The sequence below is a fragment of the Pseudomonas sp. 22515 genome (assembly GCF_052044625.1).
Classification (GTDB): Bacteria; Pseudomonadota; Gammaproteobacteria; order Pseudomonadales; family Pseudomonadaceae; genus Aquipseudomonas; species Aquipseudomonas alloputida.
Genome location: NZ_JBQENN010000002.1, coordinates 42,681 through 64,905, shown reverse-complemented (window position 1 = coordinate 64,905; position 22,225 = coordinate 42,681). Strand labels below are relative to the sequence as shown.

Genomic DNA, 22,225 nt, shown 5'->3' with positions numbered 1-22,225 from the left:
GGTAACAGAAAACACCCCGCCTAGGCGGGGTGTTTTTTTATCTGCACGTTTTGCTACCTGCGCCCAATGGTGCCTCACTCACTCGGGCAGCCCTGGCCTGCGCCCGGCAAGGCGGCCTTGCGCAAATCACCATTGGCCGAAGGCAGGTACACTTCCGGATTGGGCATGCCGCTGGGGGAGAGTTCATGGGTCATTTCGAATTCGGCGCGCACTGACCAGCCACACGCCTCGGTGGTGCATTGCAAATAAGCGATTCGCAGGAAAATATGGCGCCCTTCGCTAGTACGTATGCGCATCCGGCTGTGGCAATGCGGGCAAACCAGCTTGTAAGTACTCACGGCAAGTACCTGCTAGCATTGCCCAGGCTAGCCTGTGTATCAGTATTGGCTGCAACTGTGGGTGTATTCTTCAATTTGATGGTTCTCATTGCAGAAGTGCTCCTTAAAACGCAGGGCTGTATTCATAACGAGTAGTTTAAGCCCATGGAATATCATTAAACCAGTCATGGATATTTGTTATGAGTACTCACATACTTGCTGAGGTGCTCACCCGCCTTAAGCTTCTCACTGGCGCAAACACAGATGCCGAGCTGTCACGTGCACTGTCGGTCAGCCCGCAAACGCTGAGCAGCTGGAAGGTTCGCGAAAGCATCCCTTACTCACTTTGCATAGACATCGCCAAAAAGCATGCATGCTCTCTGGACTGGCTATTGCTGGGCCATGCCGAGCACAACGCCGCACCAAGTGATGCGGGTTGGGAGTGCGACATGCTCGAACGGCTGCGCACGCTCTCGCACAGCGATCGCCAGGCCATCCTGCTGTTCATCAAGGACAAGCAGCGCATCCAGCAGTTGGAACAGCAACTGAGTGAGCTCGGCGTCGCAACCAATGGCTAACCCCGACGGCGCCAGCGCTGGATAAGCTCGCGCGGGTCGAGTGTATCCAGCCAGACCATGACCTTGAGGCTGATGGGGATCACCACCACAGCGGCCACGAATGCCGCCATGCCCCGAGTCAGCAAAGGCACCAATGACGAAACCAGTGGCTCAAACAAATGGCCCACGCCCACGGTCACGAATACCAGCAGGAGTTTCTTGGCCAGTGTCAGGCGCCTGGTCTCACTGGTGATCAATCGATCGCGTGCCGCGCTCACCAGCAATGCCCCCAGCAACGCGGCGAACAACACATCGCCATCCACCCCCAGGAACGCCACCAATGCCGAGGTCAAGCTGTCTAAAACAGGTCGCTCACGCATGGGCTTGCCCTCCGCGCGGAACAGGCAGGCAGGCGGTTGCCCCCAGGCTATACATGACCGCCGCTTCGACAAAACGGAGGTAGCACACCCGCAAGGCACGCCCATGATCATGCCCGGCCACATCCTCGAGGCGCTTGTAGCCCCGCTCTCGCAGCACTGACCGCCAGCGGGCGAATTCGCGTGCAGCCTCGATAGCAGCGCAGCGCGCGGCCACTTCCAAAGCAGCATCACTGACAGCCCGCGACAGTTGCAGATGCTCACGCAAACTGCCCAAATCCACCCGCGGCCAGAACGGGTCATGGCAATCGACAAAGCGCGGTAGCCGAGGATCGTTGCTCATGCTCTACCCCCCCTTACTGCTCGGCCAGCATGCCGTAGCGAATGGCCTTGATCACAGCTGCCACCCGGGTAGGCACTTCAAATTTGCGCAGGATGTTGGACACGTGAAAGTTCACCGTCGACTCCTTGCATTCAAGGATCTGGCCGATCTCCCACGAGCTCTTGCCATAAGCACACCACAACAGCACTTGCTGTTCACGTGGCGTCAGGCGAACCGGGGCGTCCGCCAAGGGTTGCTGCGAGTGTCGAGCGTTGTCAGTCATGTTTGAACTCCACGGGTGATTGAGCGAGGCATTACTGCCTACCTGCAGTCACCTTACGAAGCACAGGCCACCCACCTCCACCGCCGTGGTTTGTAAAGAACTTTCGTACAAGACCGTATGACGAAGGTTACGCACGATTTGCTGACTTTCTGCGTGCTCCAAGCCGCATTTCGCTCGTCTCAACGCCGTTGTCCATTCGCCTTTCGCCTGGAGTCGTACAATGCGTTCCGATTTACCCCTCTCGTCCTGCCTCGGTCTGCTGGCGGCCTTGGCTGCTACTCAGCCCGCTCTGGGGGCATCCTCGGTCGAATTGGGCCGAGTGCTGATCACCGATGAGGAGCAGAACGAGCTGACGGCAGCCAGCGAGCGCCTGCGTGAAATACCGGGGGCCAGCAACCTGGTGGACATGCAGCGCGTGGGGCAAGGCCGGGTGGCCAGCAACCAGGACGTGCTGGCCTATCAGCCTGGGGTGTTCGCCCAATCGGCAGGCAACGACGGCATCAAGCTGTCGATACGCGGCTCGGGCCTCAACCGCGCGCCGGGGGCGCACGGTTCCGGCGTTTACACGATGTTCGACGGCCTGCCGCTGACCGGCCCGGGCGGCACGCCTTACGAATTGTTCGAACCGCTGTGGCTGAGCCGTGCCGAAGTGCTGCGTGGCGCCAATGGCTTTGACCAAGGCTCCCTGGCCTTGGGCGGTGCCATCAACTACGTCACCCACACCGGCTACGACGCGCCTGCACTGCAAGTACGCTACGAGGTCGGTAGCCGCGGCTACCAGCATCGGCACATCAGTTCGGGCCAGGTGCTGGGCAATCTCGACTATTACGTGGCCCTGACCGACACGGAATATGACGGCTACCAGGCGCACAGCAGCGGCAGCGCCAAGGGCATTGCCGCCAATGTCGGTTACCGCTTCAACCCCGACCTGGAAACCCGCTTCTACCTGCGCTACCGGGAAACTGAAAACGAACTGCCTGGGCGCCTGACCAAAGACCAGATCAAGCACCACCCACGCGCGGCCAACCCCAACTATCTGGCACGCGACGACAGCCGCCCGCAACCAGGCAGCACCTGGGTGGGCAACAAGACCACCTTCTACCTCGACGACGAGGCGCGCCTGGAAGCCGGCGTGGTCTATCACGACTACCCGATGGACCTGCGCGAAGGCCCCATGCGCCTGAAGGTCGCCTATACCGATGTCAGCGGTACGCTGAACTATTTCCGCCGCGACACACTGTTCGGTCGCGAGAGCAAGACCACCGTCGGTTGGCGTACCACCAAGCACCTGCCCAACAGCGGCGCTTCGCAATTTACCCGCAATGGCGATGTGTTCGGCGAGCGCACCCGTGACTTCACCTACCAGGGCTCGGACACCGTGCTGCATGTTGGCAACGATCTGGAACTGGTCCCCAACCTGTGGCTGAGCACCGGCCTGGCCATGATCTACACACGCCGCGAAAGTGACGTGACCTACCCCGCTGAAGGCGGCAAGGTGAGCATGCATGACTGGGACTATGCACCCCGCCTGGGGCTGCGCTACGACATCCGCCCGGACTTGCAGGTGTACGGCAACCTGAGCCGCTCGGTAGAGCCGCCACACCCGTGGTCGCTGATCTGGAGCGCGCCCAGCACAGGCGGCAAGCAGATCCAGCCGATCGAGATGCAGAACCAGACAGCCACCACCCTGGAACTGGGCGCCCGTGGCGACTCGGCGCTCGGCCGCTGGGACCTGGCCTGGTACTACTCGCAAGTGCGCCACGAACTGCTGGCCGTTGAGGTAGTGCCGAACTTCACCTCGGAATTCAACGCCAGCGCTACCGTGCACCAAGGCGTTGAAGCCGGCCTCGACAGCACCCTGTGGGAACGCGCGGGCACTGGCAAGCTGAGCTTGCGCCAGGCCTACACCTTCAGCGACTTCCACTACCGTGATGACGACACGTTTGGCGACAACCGTCTGCCCGGCATCCCCATGCACTACTACCAGGCCGAGCTGCGCTATGACTGGCCGAGCGGCTTCTATGCCGGGGTCAACACACAAATGGCTTCGAAGGTGCAGGTGGACTACGCCAATAGCTACCACGCCGATGAATATGCCTTGCTCGGCGCACGCGTTGGCTGGGACTCACCGAAACAGGACTGGCAGACCTGGCTGGACCTGCGCAACCTGACCAACCAGCGCTATGCAGCGACCGTGACGCCGGCCTACAACGACGCCGGCCAGGACAATGCCCGTTCGACACCGGGCGAAGGATTTGGCGTATATGCCGGGGTTTCCTACAGCTTCCGCTGACGGGTAGGCGCGGATTTACCTGCGAATGCGTCGGCAAATTCAATGACGCATTCGCGGGTAAACCCGCGCCTACACAGGGGCGTTGCACAGCAGGATTAGGGGCTCAGACCGCCCTGTTCAACTTCACCCATGAAGCAAACCTGTCGACAAACGCCTGCAAGAACGGTCGCGTCTTGTCGTTGAGCTTGCCCGAATCCTCGAACAAGCTCGCCGCACCGCCAAGGTAAGCCTCGGGCATCTGCATGCAGGGCATGTCGAGAAACACCAGCGACTGGCGCACCGCATGGTTGGCGCCAAAGCCACCAATCGCCCCCGGCGACACACTCACCACCGCCGTCGGCTTGCCGCTCCAGGCACTTTGCCCGTAAGGACGCGAACCCACATCGATGGCATTTTTCAGGCAGCCTGGCACCGAGCGGTTGTATTCCGGGGTGACGAACAACACCGCATCACTGCGGCGGATTTCATCGCGAAAACGCTTCCAGGTTTCCGGCGGTGCCTCGGCTTCGACATCTTCGTTGTACAGCGGCAGGTCGCCAATCTCGACGATCTTCAGCGCAAGGCTGGACGGCGCCAGCTCCGAAAGTGCGCGGGCGACCTTGCGGTTGTAGGACGCCTTGCGCAAGCTGCCCACGACGACTGCTACCGAATACACCTGGCTCATGGCAATTCCAACCTTTGCGGGTTAAATAGACGTTGTAGTTATAGATGACCGTTCTCCAGTGCCTAAGTTTTTTTTCCGCAGGGCGAAAACTTCCGCATCTGTTTCACGGTCTATGACTTCATACATTTCCTACGTAATTCAGAGGTTTCCACCCAAATGGCAGCAGTAATGGTCGGCCAATTCCACGCCCGTGACGCCGAAGGCCGCATCTACCCCGTGCACGAGTTTCAGGAATCCACCCTGCAACTCGACGGCAGCACGCTGGGCGCCCCCATCACCACCTACCGCCTGGCCATCGGCGACAAGGTCAACCACCTGGGTGATAACCGTTTCGAACTGGCACGCTCCGGCGTCGAGATCACGCGCATTCCGTGATGCAATCCACCGTGTAGCGGCCCCCTTCGTGCTGCAGGCCGTGCACATCGGCGACAAACCCGGGAAAGCCCTGGTTGAATTCTCGGGCGAATGCCAGGTAGTCCAGGATCGAGCGGGTCGCCTCGGTGAACCGCTCACCTGGCATGATCAACGGGATGCCAGGCGGGTACGGCACCAGCATCACCGCCGCCACACGCCCCAGTAGTGCCTCGATCGGCACCGCCTCCACTTCGCCACGCACCATCTTGTCATAGGCCTGGGCCGGGCTTACGGCCACCTCCGGCAAACGGGTGAACAGCCGCTTCAGCTGCTTGGCCGTGGCATTGGCGCGGTAGCAGTCATGTAACTGGTCGCACAGGTCGCGCAGGCCTATGCCCTGGTAGCGGAGGGCGTCGGCAGCCCCCACACTCGGCAGGCAATTGCTGAGCGGGGTGTTGCCGTCATAGTGGCGCTTGAACTCAAGTAGTTCGGTGAGCAAGGTGCTCCACTTGCCCTTGGTGATGCCCATGGAAAACAGCACCAGAAAGCTGTACAGGCCGGTTTTTTCCACCACCAGCCCGCGCTCCCAGAGAAACTTGCTGACGACTGCCGCCGGGATGCCGTGCACGCCCAGCACACCATCAGCGCTCAGGCCCGGCATCACCAAAGTCACTTTCAGCGGATCGAGCAGCACATAGTCGGCCGCCACTTCACCAAAACCATGCCATTGCGCCCCCGGCTGCAACAACCAGTCCTGCGCGGCCAGACGGGCGATGCCCTCGGCACTTGGCGGCTGCCAGATGCTGAACCACCAGTCCTCTGCGGCAATGTGCTCACGCAGGTTGGCCAGGGCACGACGAAAACTCAACGCCTCGTCGAACATCTCCTGCAGCAGCGAGCGCCCGGCCGGCCCTTCCATCATGGCCGAAGCCACATCCAGCGAGGCGAGAATGCTGTACTGCGGCGAGGTAGAGATGTGCATCATGAACGCTTCGTTGAAACGGTCCCGGTCCAGCTGCCGCCTGGCCCCGTCCTGCACATGAATCATCGAAGCCTGGCTGAACGCCGCGAGCAGCTTGTGGGTGGAATGGGTACTGAACACCAGCGGGCTGTCTGCCGCGCAGGCGGTGCCCATGGCGTAGCGCCCGGTGAAAAAGTCGTGGAACGCAGCATAGGCAAACCAGGCCTCGTCGAAGTGCAGCACCTCGACACTGGCACCCAGGGCCTGCTTGATCAGCCCGGCGTGGTAACACAGCCCGTCGTAGGTGGAGTTGGTCACTACCGCCAGCTTGATACGCTGGCCACGATCACGGGCAAGGGGGTTGGCCTGAATCTTCGCGGCGATCGCCTCGGGGCTGAACTCGCTGAGCGGGATCGGGCCGATGATGCCCAGTTCGTTGCGCTCCGGGCACAGGTACAGCGGGATGGCACCCGTCATGATGATCGCGTGCACCACCGACTTGTGGCAGTTGCGGTCCACCAGCACCAGGTCGTCACGGCCGACCATGGCGTGCCAGACGATCTTGTTGGCCGTGGAGGTACCATTGATGACGAAGAAGGTGTGGTCGGCGCCGAAGTTGCGCGCCGCCCTGACCTCGGCTTCAGCCAGCGGGCCTGTGTGGTCGAGCAGCGAACCCAGCTCCGGCACGGAAACGGACAGGTCCGAGCGCAGGGTATTTTCCCCAAAGAACTGGTGAAAGGCTTGGCCTACCGGGCTTTTATGATAGGCCACACCGCCACCATGGCCTGGGGTGTGCCAGGAATAGTTGGACTGCGCGGTGTGCTGCACCAGCGCCTTGAAGAACGGCGGCAGCAGGCCGTCGAGGTAGGTGTGTGCAGCACGCGCCACCTGGCGGGCGAGAAACGGCACGGTGTCTTCGAACAGGTAAAGGATGCCACGCAGCTGGTTGAGCTCGCTCATGGCTTCGGCGGGAGCATTTTCCAGGGTCACCTGCTCGCCCAGGGCGAAGATCGGCAGGTTGGGTGCACGCAGGCGGGCCAGGCCAATCAGCTCAGCCATGTTCTGCAGCAGATGGGTGTTCTCGCCAGCGCCTTCAGCCGCGATGAGCATGCAGGCCAGACCGTGGTGGGTGGCAGCGACCAGGCGCGCTTCGGCGTGGTCAGCGGCGGCGAGAATGGCAAAGCCATCCTGGCGCAATTCCTCGGCGATGCCGCGCACACGTTCGCCAGCAACACTGTCGGCCTTGATGGCGCGGTGGACGATGAGGATCGGGAACTTGAGGTCCTTGTACATCAGGTGGCTACCTCCGAAGGACATGGCGTCCATTTCAGGGTAGTTGAGCCTTGTATTGCCTGTACTGGACCTTTCGCGGGTAAACCCGCTCCTGCTGGGCACCGGCCGGTGATTGGACACAGGCGTCGTAGGAGCAGGTTTACCCGCGAAAGGGCCGGGCCTGCTGGCCAATCTGCCCCCCGCCATTCACCGCCGCAGCCACCACCGTATTCGCGGGTAAACCCGCGCCTACAACGATCTCCACTTCTGTTGCGGGGCGAAAGATCAGCCGGCTGGCGTCTCAGTCAGGGCCTGCCACAGCGAAGGCCCACCCGCCGACTTGGCAATGGCCGCCAGCCGCTCGGCATGCGCCTCCAGCTCTTCAGCGCTGGCCATGATCACCCGCCCTGGCGCACGCCCGACAATCCGGCGGATCTCGCTGCCGCCAGCGCCCTGCCCGTCCTCTTCGGCATCTGCGCCATTCCCAGCCAACGACAGGCTGGTCTGGCCACCGGTCATTGCCAGGTAAACGTCGGCCAGCAGTTCCGAGTCGAGCAGTGCGCCGTGCAACTCACGGCCCGAGTTGTCGATGTCGTAGCGTTTGCACAGCGCATCCAGGCTGTTGCGCTGCCCCGGGTGGCGCGAACGTGCCAGCAGCAGGGTGTCCAGAATGGTGCAGTGCTGCGAAATGTCAGCGCGGTCCTGCTGGCCCAGCAAGGCGAATTCGTTGTTGATGAAGCCAACGTCGAACGCCGCGTTGTGGATGACCAGCGTGGCGCCCTGGATGAACTGGAAGAACTCCTCGGCGACATCACCAAAGCGGGGCTTGCCGACCAGGAAGGCATCCGTGATGCCGTGAACGTTGATCGCGCCCTCGTCACTCTCGCGATCGGGCTGCAGGTAGACGTGGAAGTGCCGCCCGGTCAGGCGCCGGCCGATGACCTCGACACAGCCGATCTCGATGATCCGGTGGCCTTCGCCAACCGGCATACCCGTGGTTTCGGTATCGAGAATGACGAACCGTTTATCTTGCTGCTGCTCCACGCGGGCGCTCCAACTTGCATCCGTTACAAAGGCCGCGATTGTACCCCAGCTCAACGCTGGGCGCGCACCTCATCGACCCCACGGTTGGCCAGCTGGTCGGCGCGTTCGTTGCCGGGGTGGCCGATATGGCCGCGTACCCACTTCCAGGTCACCTTGTGGCGGTTGACCTGTTCATCGAGCTGCTGCCACAAGTCAGCGTTCTTCACCGGCTCCTTGGCGGCGGTCTTCCAGCCGCGCTTCTTCCAGTTGACCATCCATTCGTTGATGCCCTTCATCACGTACTGCGAGTCGGTGGTCAGTACCACCTCGCATTCACGCTTGAGCGACATCAGGCCCTGGATCGCGGCCATCAGCTCCATGCGGTTGTTGGTGGTCTCACGTTCGCCGCCCCACAGTTCCTTCTCGACGCCCTTGTAGATCATCAGCACGCCCCAGCCACCCGGGCCAGGGTTGCCCTTGCAGGCACCATCCGTAAACATCTCGACGCTATCGCTCATGTACCACTCTTGAATTCAGTGCTTGTCAGTTTCGGGGTTGGCTGCGGTGCGGTTGACTTTCGCCAGTGGCAGCGGCAGCAGCTTGCCCATTGGCTCGCGGCGTTCCGGCCGCAAAGGCCGCAGGCCTACCACCATCTTGCGCGCCACCAGCAGGTACACCCCGCCACCGGAGCCCTGCCAGCCGCCGGCCAGTCGCTCCCAGCCCTCCAGGCGTTGCTGCCAGGCAGGTGAGGCAAGCGGCGGACGATAGCACCCGAAGCGGCGTTTCTCCAGCGCGAAGCCCAGCAGGTTGAGCCAGTCGCCCACCCGGGAGGGCGAGATGCAGCGCGCCTTGCGCAGAGCACCGTGACTGAAGAAATGGCGCATGCCCCAGCTGCTCCAGGGGTTGATCCCCACGATCAGCAGGTGCCCGCCCGGGCGGACGGCACTGGCGGCCTCGCGCAGCAGGCCATGGGGCGACAGGCAGAAGTCCAGGCCATGCTGCAGCACCACCACGTCGGCAGCGTGCTCGCTCAACGGCCAGGCCTGTTCTTCGCAGACAATCTCCACACCCGGCAAGGGCGCACCAAGGCGCACGTTACGCTGCACCTGGGGGGCTCTGGGCGGTGGCTCGGCGCAGGGCCCGTAATGCACGAGATAGCCGCCAAAGAAGCGCCCGAGCTCTTCTTCCAGCAGTTTGTCCTCCTCCTTGAGCATCAGTTGCCCAAGTGGGCCGTTGAACCACTCACGGGCCAGGCTGATCAGCTCGACCCAGTCCGGGTCGGCCTGTGCAAAAGCTTGGTCGGTCATTGCGCTCTCCCTCGAAGGTTCTCCCACCGCGCCATCGCGGCTAAGATGCCCTCATGTGCCACGCTAGGCGAATCGGATCCGCACCATGATACAGATCGATGCTCTCCCCGCTTTCTCCGACAACTACATCTGGTTGTTACAGGATACTGCCAAACGCCGTTGTGCGGTGGTCGACCCAGGCGATGCCGGCCCGGTGGAGCGCTGGCTGGCTGCCAACCCCGAATGGGTGCTGAGCGACATCCTCGTCACCCACCACCACAATGACCATGTCGGCGGTGTGGAGCGGCTCAGGCAATTGACCGGCGCACGGGTCTGTGGCCCCGCCAACGAACGCATTCCCGGCCGCGACCTGGCACTGGACGAAGGCGACAGGGTGGACGTGCTGGGTGTAACTTTCCAGGTGCTGGCGGTACCCGGCCACACCCTGGGGCATATCGCCTTCTTCAGCGACCAGCCAGCAACACCCATCCTGTTCAGTGGCGATACCCTGTTCGCCGCCGGTTGCGGGCGCATGTTCGAAGGTACACCCGAACAGATGCAGCCGGCCCTCGCCCGCCTGGCGGCCCTGCCAGAGCAGACAGCAGTGTACTGCGCCCATGAGTACACCCTCAGCAACCTGCGTTTCGCCAAGGCGGTGGAACCGACCAACCCGCACGTTCAACAACGGTTCGAGGACGTTAGCCGTTTGCGCGCCGAAAATCGCATCAGTTTGCCATCAACGATCGGACTGGAGCGCCTGACCAACCCCTTTCTGCGTACCTCTGAAACATTAGTTAAACAAAAAGCAGACGAATGGAAGGGACATTCAAACACCACGCATGTCGCTGTTTTTGCTGCCTTGAGGTCTTGGAAGGACACCTTCTGATAACCGCAAGATATATCGCAAGTGATGGTCAAAGGTTGACCAGGCCCGGAGCGGTTTCTAGAATCGCCGAACTTTTTCGCCCGGATACCTGTATCAGCCGATGTCTTCCCGTAGCCGCAGAACCTCTCATTCCGTCGCCCTGACGCGCCTGGCCCAAATCAGTGCGCTGGCCCTGGCCGCCACCTTGGTGGGCTGCCAGAGCACCCGTCAGCTCGACGAATCCGATAGCGTTCGCGCGCACAACTACCAGGCGCGGATCAAGCACAAGCCTTCTCCGCTGCTGGTCAAGCCGGCCGAGCAGGCGCCGCAGGATGTCTGGGAGCGCATGCGCCAGGGCTTCGCCCTGCAGGACAGCATCGACGTCAACCCGCGCATCGAACAGCAGCGCTTGTGGTTCGCCAGCAACCCGACCTTCATCGAAAGCGCCGGGGAACGTGGCAGCCTCTACCTGCACTACATCGTCGAGCGCCTTGAAGAACGCGACATGCCGCTGGAACTGGCCCTGCTGCCAGCCATCGAAAGTGCCTACAACCCCATGGCCTACTCACGCGCCAGCGCTGCCGGCATGTGGCAGTTCATGCCGGCTACCGGTCGCCACTTCAACCTGCGCCAGACCAACTTCTATGACGGCCGCCGCGATGTCACCGCGTCGACCAACGCCGCGCTGGACTACCTGACCCGCCTGCACGACATGTTCAACGGCGACTGGCTGTTGGCCCTGGCGGCCTACAATGCCGGCGAAGGCACCGTCAGCCGAGCCATCGAGCGCAACGAAAGGCTCGGCCTGCCGACCGACTACTGGAACCTGCCGCTACCACAGGAAACCCGCGACTACGTACCCAAGTTGCTGGCACTGTCGCAGGTGGTGTCCACGCCAGAAGCCTATGGTGTCAATCTCACCCCGATCGCCAACGAACCGTACTTCGAAGCGGTGGCGATCAATGATCGCCTGGACCTTACCCGGGTCGCGGCCTTTGCCAACATCGACGAGGACGAGCTGATCCAGCTCAACCCGGCATTCAAGAAGCGCATGACCGTCGATGGCCCGAAACAGCTGCTGGTGCCCACCGCCAAGGCGCAGTTGCTCAGTGCCAGCCTGTCCAACCTCAACCCGGAGCAACTGGTCAGCCTGCAACCGCCGAAAGCAGCGTTTGCCCGGGCTGTGGCCGAAGCCAAGGCACCGGTGGGGGCGCGTAGCTACCGGGTCAAGCGTGGCGATAACCTAAGCGCCATCGCCAAGGTCAACCGTGTGTCGGTCAAGGACATCAAGCGCTGGAACCGTTTGTCCGGCAACAGTCTGCGTGCTGGCCAGGTTCTGGCCCTGCGCGGTGGCAGTGCACCGAGCGCCGCCGGCAACCGGGTTGCCGCCTCCGGGAAGCGCTCCACGCAATACAAGGTCCGCAAGGGCGATTCCCTGTACCTGGTGGCCAAGCGCTTCAATGTGGAAATGAAGCACCTCAAGCGCTGGAACCCACGCAGCGGCCATGCCCTCAAGCCAGGCCAGACCCTGACCGTCTACCTCGGGCATTGATCCCGCAACCAGGGCCCTCACGCGGCCTTGTGGGAGCGGCCTGGTGTCGCGACAGGGGCGCGGAGCGGCCCCAGTATTTCAACTTTTCAGCATAAACTGCCGGGGCTGCTGCGCAGCCCTTTCGCGACACAAGGCCGCTCCCACAGGTACCGTGACACCTGTTGCCCCCGGCTTGGGGCCCGCACCTTCAAAACCTCTCTTTTTCCAACCCCACCAAGCTGTTACTGTACTCGATCAAAGCCCAACGCCTCTGGATCGGATGCCGACTTGATACGTCCCCTCCTGCTGTCACTCAGCCTGGCCTTGAGCTTTCCCGCAGCCGCGATGGTGAGCGAAAGCCACGGATACGCGCAGTTCGGCACGCTCAAGTACCCGGCCACCTTCACCCACTTCGACTGGGTCAACCCGCAAGCGCCCAAGGGCGGCACGTTGCGGGCCATGGCTTTTGGTACCTTCGACACGCTCAACCCCTACACCTTCAAAGGGTCGAGCCCGATTACCACGCCCAATTTCCAGCAGTACGGCATCAGCGAGCTGAACGAGCCACTGATGGTCGGCACGGGCCAGTACGACCCGTCCGGTGACGAGCCAACCTCCAGCTACGGCCTGATCGCCCGCTCGGTGGAGTACAGCGAGGACCGCAGCTGGGTGGTGTTCAACCTGCGCCCCGAAGCCCGCTGGCATGACGGCCAACCCATCACCTCGGCTGACGTGGCCTTCTCGTACCGCACGCTGCTCAAGGATGGCCACCCGATCTACCGCACCAACCTGCAGGAAGTGCAGCGGGTAGACATCCTCGGCCCGCTGCGCATCCGCTTCGTGTTCAAACGCGCCGGCAACCCGCTGCTGATCCTGCGTCTGGGCGAAATGCCGGTGCTGCCCAAACACTACTGGCAGAAGCGCGACTTCAAGGCCACCACCTTCGAGCCCCCCTTGGGCAGCGGCCCCTACCGCATCACCCAGGTAAAACCCGGACGACGCCTGGTGTTTGAACGGGTGAAGAACTACTGGGGCAAAGACCTGGCGGTCAACCGTGGCAAGTACAATTTCAATCGGGTCGAATACGAGTTCTATCGCGACGCGACGGTGGCCTTCGAAGCCTTCAAGGCCGGCGAGTTCGACATCTATATCGAGCACCAGGCAAAAAACTGGGCCAACGGTTACAACTTCCCTGCAGTGCGCCGCGGTGAAGTGATCAAGGCACAAATCCCGCACAGCATTCCCACGCAAACACAGGGCCTGTTCATGAACAGCCGCCGGGCCGCGTTCAGTGACCCGCGGGTACGCCAGGCGCTGGGGCTGATGCTGGATTTCGAGTGGACCAACCGCGCGCTGTTCAGCAGCGCCTACCGCCGCTCGACCAGCTACTACCCCAACAGCGAGTTCGCCGCCAGCGGCCTGCCCACCGGCAAGGAGTGGCTGCTGCTGGCGCCGTTCCGAGACCAGTTGCCCGCCAAGCTGTTCAGCGAACCGTACAAGGTCAGCCACACCGATGGCCGTGGCATTAGCCGTCAGACCCTGCGCCAGGCCTTGGGCCTGCTCGCTGAAGCCGGGTGGAAGCTGAACGGCCAGCGCCTGGTCGACAGCAAGGGCCAGCAGCTGCGCATGGAGCTGCTGTTGGTAAACCCCAACCTTGAACGCATCCTGCAACCTTATGTCGAAAACCTGTCCAGCATCGGCATCGATGCGCGCTTGCGCACCGTGGACCGTGCCCAGTACAAACAACGCCTGGACCAGTTCGATTTCGACATGATTCTGATGACCCTGAACCAGACCCTCAGCCCCGGCCTCGAACAGTGGCTGTATTTCCATTCCAGCCAGGCCGCGACAAAGGGCAGCAAGAACTATGCTGGGGTCAAGGACCCGGTGGTCGACCACCTGCTCGACACCCTGCTCGCCGCCCGCACCCGCGATGACCAGGTCGCCGCTGCCCGCGCCCTGGACCGCGTGCTTTCATGGCACTACTACATGATCCCCAACTGGTACCTCGACAACCATCGCCTGGCCTACCGCAACCGGTTCGCCTTCGTCACCACGCCGCCCTACACCCTTGGGCTGAACAGCTGGTGGATCAAGACTTCGGAGAAAGCCCAATGACGCCAACGCACCGTCTGCGCCGGCTGGCAGGCAGCCTGTTGCTCGCCTGCCTGAGCCTTCCCGCGCTGGCCGCACCGCAGCACGCGCTCACCCTTTACGACGAGCCACCCAAGTACCCCGCCGACTTCAAGCACTTCGACTACGTCAACCCGGATGCGCCCAAGGGCGGCACCTTCCGCCAGTCCAGCTTCGGCGGCTTCGACAGCCTCAACCCGTTCATCAACAAAGGCGTGGCGGCCGAGAACATCGGCATTATCTATGACACCCTGATGCGCCAGAGCCAGGATGAACCGTTCACCGAATACGGCCTGGTGGCCGGCAAGATCGAAAAGGCCCCGGACAACAGCTGGGTACGCTTCTACCTGCGCCCCGAAGCGCGCTTCCATGACGGCCATCCGATGCGCGCCGACGACGTGGTGTTCACGTTCAACGCCCTGATCAAGGACGGCGCCCCGCTGTACCGCCAGTACTACGCCGACGTCGCCGAAGTGGTCGCCGAAGATCCACTCAAGGTGCTGTTCAAGTTCAAGCACAAGAACAACCGCGAGCTGCCATTGATTCTCGGCCAGCTGCCGGTACTGCCCAAGCACTGGTACGAAAACCGCGAGTTCAACCGCGGCAACCTGGAAATCCCGTTGGGCAGCGGCCCGTACAAGGTCGCCGAGGTCAAGGCCGGGCGCTCGGTGCGCTACGAACGGGTCAAGGATTACTGGGCCAAGGACCTGCCCATCAACCGTGGCTTCTACAACTTCGATGTCATGACCTTCGACGCCTACCGCGACACCACCGTCGCCCTGGAGGCCCTCAAGGCCGGGGCATTCGACTATGGCCTGGAAGTCAGTGCAAAGAACTGGGCCACCGCCTACAACGTGCCCGCCGTGCGCGAAGGTCGCCTGATCAAGGAAGAGCTGCCCAACGGCAACCCCACCGGTATGCAGGGCTTCATTTTCAACATCCGCCGCCCGGTGTTCCAGGATGTGCGTGTGCGCCAGGCCCTGAGCCTGCTGCTGGACTACGAGTGGACCAACAAGCAGCTGTTCAACGGCGCCTACACCCGTACCGGCAGCTACTTCGACAACTCAGAAATGGCCGCCCACGGCCTACCCAGCCCCAACGAGCTGAAAATCCTCGAACCACTGCGCGGCAAAGTGCCCGAGCAAGTATTTACCGAGGTCTTCCACAACCCGGTCAGTGACGGCAGCGGCATGATCCGCGAGCAACAGCGCCAGGCCTACAAGCTGTTGCAGGAAGCCGGCTGGAAAATCGTCGACGACAAGATGGTCGACGCCCAAGGCAAGCCGGCAAGCATCGAGTTCCTGCTGGCGCAGACCGAGTTCGAACGCATTCTGCTGCCGTTCAAGCGCAACCTTGCCGACCTCGGTATCGAGCTGAACATTCGCCGCGTCGACGTTTCGCAATACATCACCCGCCTGCGCTCGCGTGACTACGACATGATCGTTGGCGGCTACCCGCAATCCAACTCGCCAGGCAACGAGCAGCGCGAGTTCTGGTCCAGCGCCGCCGCCGACAACCCCGGCAGCCGCAACTTCATCGGCCTGCGCGACCCGGCCATCGACCAACTGGTGGACCAGCTGATCAACGCCGACTCGCGCCAGAGCCTGGTCGACCACTGCCGCGCCCTCGACCGCGTGTTGCTGTGGGGCTACTACGTGATCCCCAACTGGCACATCAAGACCTGGCGTGTGGCCTACTGGAACCACATCGGCCACCCGAACGTGTCGCCCAAGTACGACATCGGCATCGACACCTGGTGGATCAAGCCCGATGTAACCCCGGCGGTCAGCGAAGCGCCTGCGGACGAGGCCAATTAAGATGCTGGCCTACATCCTGCGCCGCCTGCTGCTGATCATTCCGACCCTGTTCGGCATCCTCATCATCAACTTCATCATCGTCCAGGCCGCCCCCGGTGGCCCGGTCGAGCAAATGATCGCCAAACTCGAAGGCTTCGAAGGCGCCACCAGCCGCATTGCAGGTGGCGGCGCCGAGGTTTCCGTGGCCGGCTCCAACTACCGCGGCGCCCAGGGCCTGGACCCGGCCCTGATCGCTGAAATCGAGCGCATGTACGGCTTCGACAAGTCGCCGCCCGAGCGCCTGTGGATCATGGTCAAGAACTACGCCCGGCTGGACTTCGGCGACAGTTTCTTCCGCGACGCCAAGGTGATCGACCTGATCGCCGAGAAGATGCCGGTTTCGATCTCGCTGGGGCTGTGGAGCACGCTGATCATGTACCTGGTGTCGATCCCGCTGGGGATCGCCAAGGCCGTGCGCCACGGCAGCCACTTCGACGTGTGGACCAGTTCGGCGATCATCGTCGGCTACGCCATCCCGGCGTTCCTGTTCGCCATCCTGCTGATCGTGCTGTTCGCCGGTGGCAGCTACTTCGACTGGTTCCCCCTGCGTGGCCTCACCTCCAACAACTTCGACGAACTGAGCACCACCGGCAAGGTGCTGGACTACTTCTGGCACCTGGTGCTGCCAATCACCGCGCTGGTCATCGGCAACTTCGCCACCATGACCCTGCTGACCAAGAACAGCTTCCTCGACGAGATCAACAAACAATACGTGGTCACCGCCAAAGCCAAGGGCCTGAGCCGATCACGGGTGCTGTACGGTCATGTGTTCCGCAACGCCATGCTGCTGGTGATCGCCGGTTTCCCTTCGGCGTTCATCGGCATCTTCTTCACAGGCTCCTTGCTGATCGAGGTGATCTTCAGCCTCGACGGCCTGGGCCTGATGAGTTTCGAAGCGGCCATCAACCGCGACTACCCGGTGGTCTTCGGCACCCTGTTCATCTTCACCCTGCTAGGGCTGGTGGTGAAACTGATCGGCGACCTGACCTACACCTTGGTCGATCCGCGCATCGACTTTGCCAGCCGGGAGCACTGACATGGCCTTGTCCCCCCTCAACCGCCGGCGCTTCGAGCGTTTCAAGGCCAACCGCCGTGGCTGGTGGTCGCTGTGGCTGTTCCTGATTCTGTTCGGGCTGAGCCTGGGCGCCGAACTGATCGCCAACGACAAACCGATCGCCGTACGTTACGACGGCCAATGGTACTTCCCGGCGTTCAAGCGCTACCCGGAAACCACCTTCGGCGGAGAATTCCCGCTGGAAGCCAACTACAAGAGCCCCTACATCCGCGAACTGCTGGCGAAGAAAGACAGCTTCGTGCTGTGGGCGCCCATTCCGTTCAGCTACCAGAGCATCAACTATGACCTGCGCGTCCCCGCCCCCGCCCCACCTTCGGCGGACAACTGGCTGGGCACCGACGACCAGGGCCGCGACGTGCTGGCGCGGGTGATCTACGGCTTCCGCATCTCGGTTCTGTTTGCCCTCACCTTGACCGTGGCCAGCTCCATTGTTGGCGTCATCGCAGGCGCCCTGCAGGGGTTCTACGGGGGTTGGGTCGACCTCGCCGGGCAACGCTTTCTGGAAATCTGGTCCGGCCTGCCTGTGTTGTACCTGCTGATCATCCTGGCCAGCTTCGTGCAGCCCAACTTCTGGTGGCTGCTGGGCATCATGCTGCTGTTCTCGTGGATGAGCCTGGTGGACGTGGTACGCGCCGAGTTCCTGCGCGGGCGCAACCTGGAATACGTGCGCGCCGCGCGCGCCCTGGGCATGCGCAACGGCGCGATCATGTACCGGCACATCCTGCCCAACGCCATGATCTCGACCATGACCTTCATGCCATTCATTCTCACCGGCGCCATCGGCACCCTCACCGCCCTGGACTTCCTCGGCTTCGGCCTGCCCGCCGGTTCGCCCTCGCTGGGCGAACTGGTGGCGCAAGGCAAGTCCAACCTGCAAGCGCCATGGCTGGGCATCAGCGCCTTTGCCGTGCTGGCGCTGATGCTGAGCCTGCTGGTGTTCATCGGCGAATCCGCCCGCGACGCCTTCGACCCGAGGAAGTGACATGAGTGAACAGAACCTGATCGAAGTGCGGGACCTGGCCGTGGAGTTCGTGACCGGGGACCAGGTCAACCGGGTGGTGGACGGCGTCAGCTTCGATATTCGCAAAGGCGAGACACTGGCCCTGGTGGGCGAAAGTGGCTCGGGCAAATCGGTCACCGCGCACTCGATCCTGCGCCTGCTGCCCTATCCCCTGGCCCGGCACCCCAGCGGCAGCATTCGCTACGAAGGCAAGGACCTGCTGCAGCAGAGCGAGAAGACCCTGCAGCGCATTCGCGGCAACCGCATTGCGATGATCTTCCAGGAGCCGATGACCTCGCTCAACCCGCTGCATTGCATCGAAAAGCAGATCAACGAAATCCTCCTGCTGCACAAGGGCCTGACGGGCAAGGAAGCGACTGCGCGCACCCTGGAGTTGCTGGATATGGTCGGCATTCCAGAGCCGCGCAAGCGCCTCAAGGCCCTGCCCCACGAATTGTCGGGCGGCCAGCGCCAGCGGGTAATGATCGCCATGGCGCTGGCCAACGAGCCCGAGCTGCTGATTGCCGACGAGCCGACCACGGCGCTGGATGTGACCGTGCAGCTGAAGATCCTCGAGCTGCTCAAGGAATTGCAGGCGCGTATGGGCATGGCCCTGTTGCTGATCAGCCATGACCTGAACCTGGTGCGCCGCATCGCCCACCGCGTGTGCGTGATGCAGCGCGGGCAAATTGTCGAGCAAGCCGAATGCGCCACGCTGTTCAGTTCGCCACAGCACCACTACACCCAGATGCTGATCAATGCCGAACCCAGCGGGCTGCCGGCGCACAATCCGGTGGGCGCGCCGTTGCTGGAAGTGGATGACCTCAAGGTGTGGTTCCCGATCAAGAAGGGCTTTCTGCAGCGCACGGTCGACCATGTGAAGGCGGTGGACGGGGTCAACTTCAGCTTGCCCCAGGGCCAGACGCTGGGCATTGTTGGCGAATCCGGGTCGGGCAAGTCCACATTGGGCCTGGCGATCTTGCGGCTGATTTCCAGCCAAGGCGGCATTCGCTTTCATGGGCAGAACCTCGAAGGGCTGAACCAGAAAGCCGTGCGCCCCCTGCGGCGGGAAATGCAGGTGGTGTTCCAGGACCCGTTTGGCAGCCTTAGCCCGCGCATGTGCGTAGCGGATATCGTCGGCGAAGGGCTGCGCATCCACGGCATTGGCACCGCGCAGGAACAGGAAGCGGCGATCATCGCGGCCCTGGAGGAAGTAGGCCTGGACCCCCGCACGCGCCATCGCTACCCCCATGAGTTTTCGGGTGGCCAGCGCCAGCGCATAGCGATTGCCCGGGCGCTGGTGCTGAAGCCGGCGCTGATTCTGCTGGATGAGCCCACCTCGGCGCTGGACCGTACCGTGCAGCGGCAAGTGGTCGAGCTGCTGCGTAATCTGCAGCAAAAGTACAACCTGACCTACTTGTTCATCAGCCATGACCTGGCAGTGGTCAAGGCGTTGAGCCATCAATTGATGGTGATCAAGCATGGGCATGTGGTAGAGCAAGGGGACGCGCAGGCAATCTTCCATGCGCCGCAGCATCCCTATACGCGGCAGTTGCTGGAGGCGGCGTTTTTGGAGGTTGAGGCTTCTTAGGGAAAGGGTGTGTGTTCGCCTTGATTCTTGCGGCGTGTTTGAGATCGAGCGCCGCGCGGGCGGCGCTCGATCTACGCAACACCGCAAAACCCAAGGCAGGCGCCCTGCCGCCCTGACGCAATCGGGCGTAGGACACCTGGAATGATGAGATTGCGTACGTCCGGGGTTATCAGAAATCGATGGTCCCGGAGAACTTCACCAGCCGCGGGTCACCCTGGGTCAGGTAACCGCCGTTAGCCGAGGCCCAGTAGTTCTTGTCGGTCAAGTTCTCCACATTCACCCGCAAGGTCAGGTCTTTCTCCGCTACCTTCAACTTGTAGCGGGCACCAGCATCGAAACGGTTCCAGGTCGGCAGACTGACATTGTTCGCCGCATCGACGAACTGGCCACCGGTGCGCAGCATCCTCGCATTCAGCGCCAGCCCCGGCACGCCGGGCACGTCCCAGTCGACGCTGGCATTGAGCTGGAATGTCGGCACGCCGATGGCATGGTTGCCATCGTTGCTGCCGTTGGCGGTGTTTTTCTGCTCCGAGGTCATGCGCGTGCCGCCGGCCATCAGGCGTAAGCCCTGGACCGGCTCGCCGAACACACTCAACTCCAGGCCTTTGTTGACCTGCTCGCCGTCGCGAACGAAGACGTTGTTCAAGGTGTAGCCGTCCGAAGGCTTCTCGATACGGAACACGGCCAGGTTCGCACCAAAGGTCTGTCGGTCGAACTTGATACCAGCCTCAAGCTGCTTGGTGCGGCCTGGCGGGAACATCTCGCTGGCGTTCGACACATTGGCTGGCGCCGTCGGCCCCTGCGCCAGGCCTTCGATGCGGTTGGCATACAAGGAAATGCTGTCGGTGGCCTTGAAAACGATGCCATAGACCGGTGTGGTGATCGACTCCTCGTACGGGTCGCCTTTGCGGCTGCCGTCATTCGCCAGGTTGGGCTGCCCTTGGGAAACAGTGCCATCGTAGGTGTAGCTTTCCACCCGCAGTTGCTGCCGTCGCAAGCCGTAAGTCAGCAACAGGCGGTCATCGAAGACGCCAATGGTGTCGGAAATCGCGATGCTCCGCGCGCGAGTCTTGCCGGTGACACCAGGGTCACCCATGTCGCCACCCGTGCTGGTGACCGTGCCCGGCTTGGCCTGCTGCACGGTGTCGTAAATGTTGGTGTTGATTGGCGAATAGAAGATGTAGGCGTTTTCCGCCTGGGTCCACATGGTATTGGCCCCCACGGCGATCTGGTGGCTGATCGGCCCGGTCTGCAGCCGCCCATTCAGGCCGGTACTGAAGCTGGTGTTGTCTTCGCCGTGCACGATGTCCGAAGCGGTCATCGTCGCTGCGCCGCTGTTGCCGACCAGTACCGGCGTGCCGTAGGTACCCTGCTCGCGCGTGTGACGGGCGCCGCCGGCGAGGTAGGCGGTCCAGTTGTCGCTCAGGTCCCAGTCGCCACGAACCATGCCGAAGGTATCTTCCGACTCACTGTAACTCCAGTTCTGGCCATAGTTGTGACTGGCATCCGGTGCGGTCGGCGCCTTGGTCGCGGTGCTGCCCAGGCGCACCGAATTGCGCAGGTGGTTGATGCGCTGTTTCTGGTAGCCGATATCAGCCGACACGCGGAAGTTGTCGCCGCGGTAGTCCAGGCCAGCGGTGAACAGCTTGGTGCGCTGGTCCTGGTCGTCGACGGCGGTTTCACCTTCACGCTGGCTGAGGTTCAGGCGAGCGCCGAAGCGGTTGTCCTCACCGAAGCGCTGGCCGATATCCAGGTGCTCGCCAATGCGGCCATCAGAGCTGATGTCCTGGGTATAGCGGCGGGTCGGCTCATCGCCGGCGCGCTTGGGCTGCAGGTTGACGTTGCCGCCCAGGCCGGTGCCAGTCGGGCTTACGCCATTGAGGAAGGCATTGGGCCCCTTGAACACTTCGACCCGCTCGACGCCGTCGGTGGACATGATCTGTCGCGGCAAGATGCCGTACAGGCCATTGAATGAAATATCGTCGCCCGCCAACGGCAAACCACGGATCACGAACACCTTGGACTGGTTGCCGAAGCCGAATGATTCACGCACCGAAGGATCGTTGGCCAAGACGTCACCGATATCCTCCGCCTGCTGGTCCTCGATCACCTTGGCGGTATAACTGGTCATGGTAAACGGCACATCCATGTAGTCCTGGTTACCCAGCACGCCCATTCGCCCGCCACGGGCAACCTGGCCTCCGGCAAACTCGTCCGGTAACGCGTCGGGCCGCGCTTTCAAGGCATCGGCGCTGACATCGGTCGCCTCCAGCTGGATCGGCTCGGCAGCCTGCGCCATCAGGGTTACGGAACAGCAGATCGCCAGTAATGCGGGGCGTGAGGGAATACGGGAAGGCATTGGTAAATTCCTGACAGCGCTGAGGAAGTGAAACTAAATGTAAATGGTAATGCTTACTAAAAACAAACATCAACCCAGGTACGTGGCAAAGGGCTGCCATTTATCA

At 62.3% G+C, this 22,225-nt stretch carries 20 protein-coding genes; 10 read left to right on the top strand and 10 right to left on the bottom strand.

Going from position 1 to position 22,225, the window contains the following annotated elements; all coding sequences use genetic code 11:
- Positions 1–74: 74 nt before the first annotated feature.
- Positions 75–338 (bottom strand): ogr/Delta-like zinc finger family protein, encoded by a 264-nt coding sequence (locus tag ACTJJN_RS02875; protein WP_004576942.1) that lies wholly within the window; start codon positions 336–338, stop codon positions 75–77.
- A gap of 179 nt (positions 339–517) precedes the next feature.
- Between ACTJJN_RS02875 and ACTJJN_RS02870 the strand changes: the two genes are divergently transcribed.
- Complete coding sequence (locus ACTJJN_RS02870) at positions 518–895, top strand: helix-turn-helix domain-containing protein (RefSeq protein ID WP_012051766.1); 378 nt, start codon at positions 518–520, stop codon at positions 893–895.
- Here ACTJJN_RS02870 and ACTJJN_RS02865 read toward each other — a convergent pair.
- From ACTJJN_RS02865 to ACTJJN_RS02855, 3 genes are read right to left on the bottom strand one after another with little or no spacing between them, the layout of a single operon-like run.
- A complete protein-coding gene (locus ACTJJN_RS02865; protein ID WP_012051765.1) occupies positions 892–1,254 on the bottom strand; it encodes a hypothetical protein in 363 nt (120 codons plus the stop codon). The genes ACTJJN_RS02870 and ACTJJN_RS02865 overlap by 4 nt on opposite strands.
- Positions 1,247–1,594, bottom strand: coding sequence for a head completion/stabilization protein (locus ACTJJN_RS02860; RefSeq protein WP_440780915.1), 348 nt, complete (start codon positions 1,592–1,594; stop codon positions 1,247–1,249). Before ACTJJN_RS02860 ends, ACTJJN_RS02865 begins: the two co-directional genes overlap by 8 nt.
- A gap of 13 nt (positions 1,595–1,607) precedes the next feature.
- Positions 1,608–1,856, bottom strand: coding sequence for a helix-turn-helix domain-containing protein (locus ACTJJN_RS02855; RefSeq protein ID WP_003251454.1), 249 nt, complete (start codon positions 1,854–1,856; stop codon positions 1,608–1,610).
- A gap of 220 nt (positions 1,857–2,076) precedes the next feature.
- Between ACTJJN_RS02855 and ACTJJN_RS02850 the strand changes: the two genes are divergently transcribed.
- Positions 2,077–4,149 (top strand): TonB-dependent receptor family protein, encoded by a 2,073-nt coding sequence (locus tag ACTJJN_RS02850; protein WP_012051763.1) that lies wholly within the window; start codon positions 2,077–2,079, stop codon positions 4,147–4,149.
- A gap of 103 nt (positions 4,150–4,252) precedes the next feature.
- Here the strand turns inward: ACTJJN_RS02850 and chrR are convergent, their stop codons facing one another.
- Positions 4,253–4,813: a class I chromate reductase ChrR gene (chrR, locus tag ACTJJN_RS02845; RefSeq protein WP_012051762.1), complete on the bottom strand. Its 561-nt coding sequence runs from the start codon at positions 4,811–4,813 to the stop codon at positions 4,253–4,255.
- A gap of 156 nt (positions 4,814–4,969) precedes the next feature.
- Here chrR and ACTJJN_RS02840 point away from each other — a divergent pair, with 156 nt between their 5' ends.
- Positions 4,970–5,188 carry a hypothetical protein gene (locus ACTJJN_RS02840; RefSeq protein WP_003251457.1) on the top strand — a complete coding sequence of 73 codons (219 nt, stop codon included), beginning with the start codon at positions 4,970–4,972 and terminating at the stop codon, positions 5,186–5,188.
- On the opposite strand, the gene ACTJJN_RS02835 is transcribed toward ACTJJN_RS02840, so the two are convergent.
- The 4 genes from ACTJJN_RS02835 to ACTJJN_RS02820 all read right to left on the bottom strand — a co-directional run bounded on the left by ACTJJN_RS02835 (position 5,172) and on the right by ACTJJN_RS02820 (position 9,730).
- Positions 5,172–7,421 (bottom strand): Orn/Lys/Arg decarboxylase N-terminal domain-containing protein, encoded by a 2,250-nt coding sequence (locus ACTJJN_RS02835; protein WP_440781002.1) that lies wholly within the window; start codon positions 7,419–7,421, stop codon positions 5,172–5,174. The two genes, ACTJJN_RS02840 and ACTJJN_RS02835, sit on opposite strands and share 17 nt — an antisense overlap.
- 264 nt (positions 7,422–7,685) lie before the next feature.
- Positions 7,686–8,444, bottom strand: a complete 759-nt coding sequence (dnaQ, locus tag ACTJJN_RS02830) for a DNA polymerase III subunit epsilon (protein ID WP_003251459.1) — start codon at positions 8,442–8,444, stop codon at positions 7,686–7,688.
- A gap of 50 nt (positions 8,445–8,494) precedes the next feature.
- Positions 8,495–8,941 (bottom strand): ribonuclease HI, encoded by a 447-nt coding sequence (gene rnhA / locus ACTJJN_RS02825; protein ID WP_003251460.1) that lies wholly within the window; start codon positions 8,939–8,941, stop codon positions 8,495–8,497.
- Between the two features lie 15 nt (positions 8,942–8,956).
- Entirely contained in the window at positions 8,957–9,730 is a 774-nt protein-coding gene (locus tag ACTJJN_RS02820) for a class I SAM-dependent methyltransferase (RefSeq protein WP_003251461.1), read from the bottom strand.
- Positions 9,731–9,815: 85 nt separating this feature from the next.
- On the opposite strand from ACTJJN_RS02820, the gene gloB reads away from it, so the two are divergent.
- From gloB to ACTJJN_RS02785, 7 genes are all read left to right on the top strand, one after another.
- Entirely contained in the window at positions 9,816–10,595 is a 780-nt protein-coding gene (gene gloB, locus ACTJJN_RS02815) for a hydroxyacylglutathione hydrolase (RefSeq protein WP_004576947.1), read from the top strand.
- 100 nt (positions 10,596–10,695) lie between these two features.
- On the top strand, positions 10,696–12,126 hold the full coding sequence (locus ACTJJN_RS02810; RefSeq protein WP_003251463.1) for a lytic transglycosylase domain-containing protein: 1,431 nt from the start codon (positions 10,696–10,698) through the stop codon (positions 12,124–12,126).
- Positions 12,127–12,393: 267 nt separating this feature from the next.
- The gene (locus tag ACTJJN_RS02805) at positions 12,394–14,223 is read left to right on the top strand and encodes an extracellular solute-binding protein (protein WP_440780912.1); all 1,830 of its coding nucleotides are present in this window, start codon (positions 12,394–12,396) and stop codon (positions 14,221–14,223) included.
- Positions 14,220–16,055: an extracellular solute-binding protein gene (locus tag ACTJJN_RS02800; protein ID WP_221101172.1), complete on the top strand. Its 1,836-nt coding sequence runs from the start codon at positions 14,220–14,222 to the stop codon at positions 16,053–16,055. Before ACTJJN_RS02805 ends, ACTJJN_RS02800 begins: the two co-directional genes overlap by 4 nt.
- Before the next feature lies 1 nt (position 16,056).
- Positions 16,057–17,130 (top strand): microcin C ABC transporter permease YejB, encoded by a 1,074-nt coding sequence (locus tag ACTJJN_RS02795; protein WP_003251466.1) that lies wholly within the window; start codon positions 16,057–16,059, stop codon positions 17,128–17,130.
- A gap of 1 nt (position 17,131) precedes the next feature.
- Complete coding sequence (locus ACTJJN_RS02790) at positions 17,132–18,151, top strand: ABC transporter permease (RefSeq protein WP_010954919.1); 1,020 nt, start codon at positions 17,132–17,134, stop codon at positions 18,149–18,151.
- A 1-nt stretch (position 18,152) separates the two neighbouring features.
- Entirely contained in the window at positions 18,153–19,760 is a 1,608-nt protein-coding gene (locus ACTJJN_RS02785) for an ABC transporter ATP-binding protein (protein WP_012051757.1), read from the top strand.
- A gap of 169 nt (positions 19,761–19,929) precedes the next feature.
- On the opposite strand, the gene ACTJJN_RS02780 is transcribed toward ACTJJN_RS02785, so the two are convergent.
- Positions 19,930–22,119, bottom strand: coding sequence for a TonB-dependent receptor (locus ACTJJN_RS02780; protein WP_440780909.1), 2,190 nt, complete (start codon positions 22,117–22,119; stop codon positions 19,930–19,932).
- Positions 22,120–22,225: the final 106 nt, after the last annotated feature.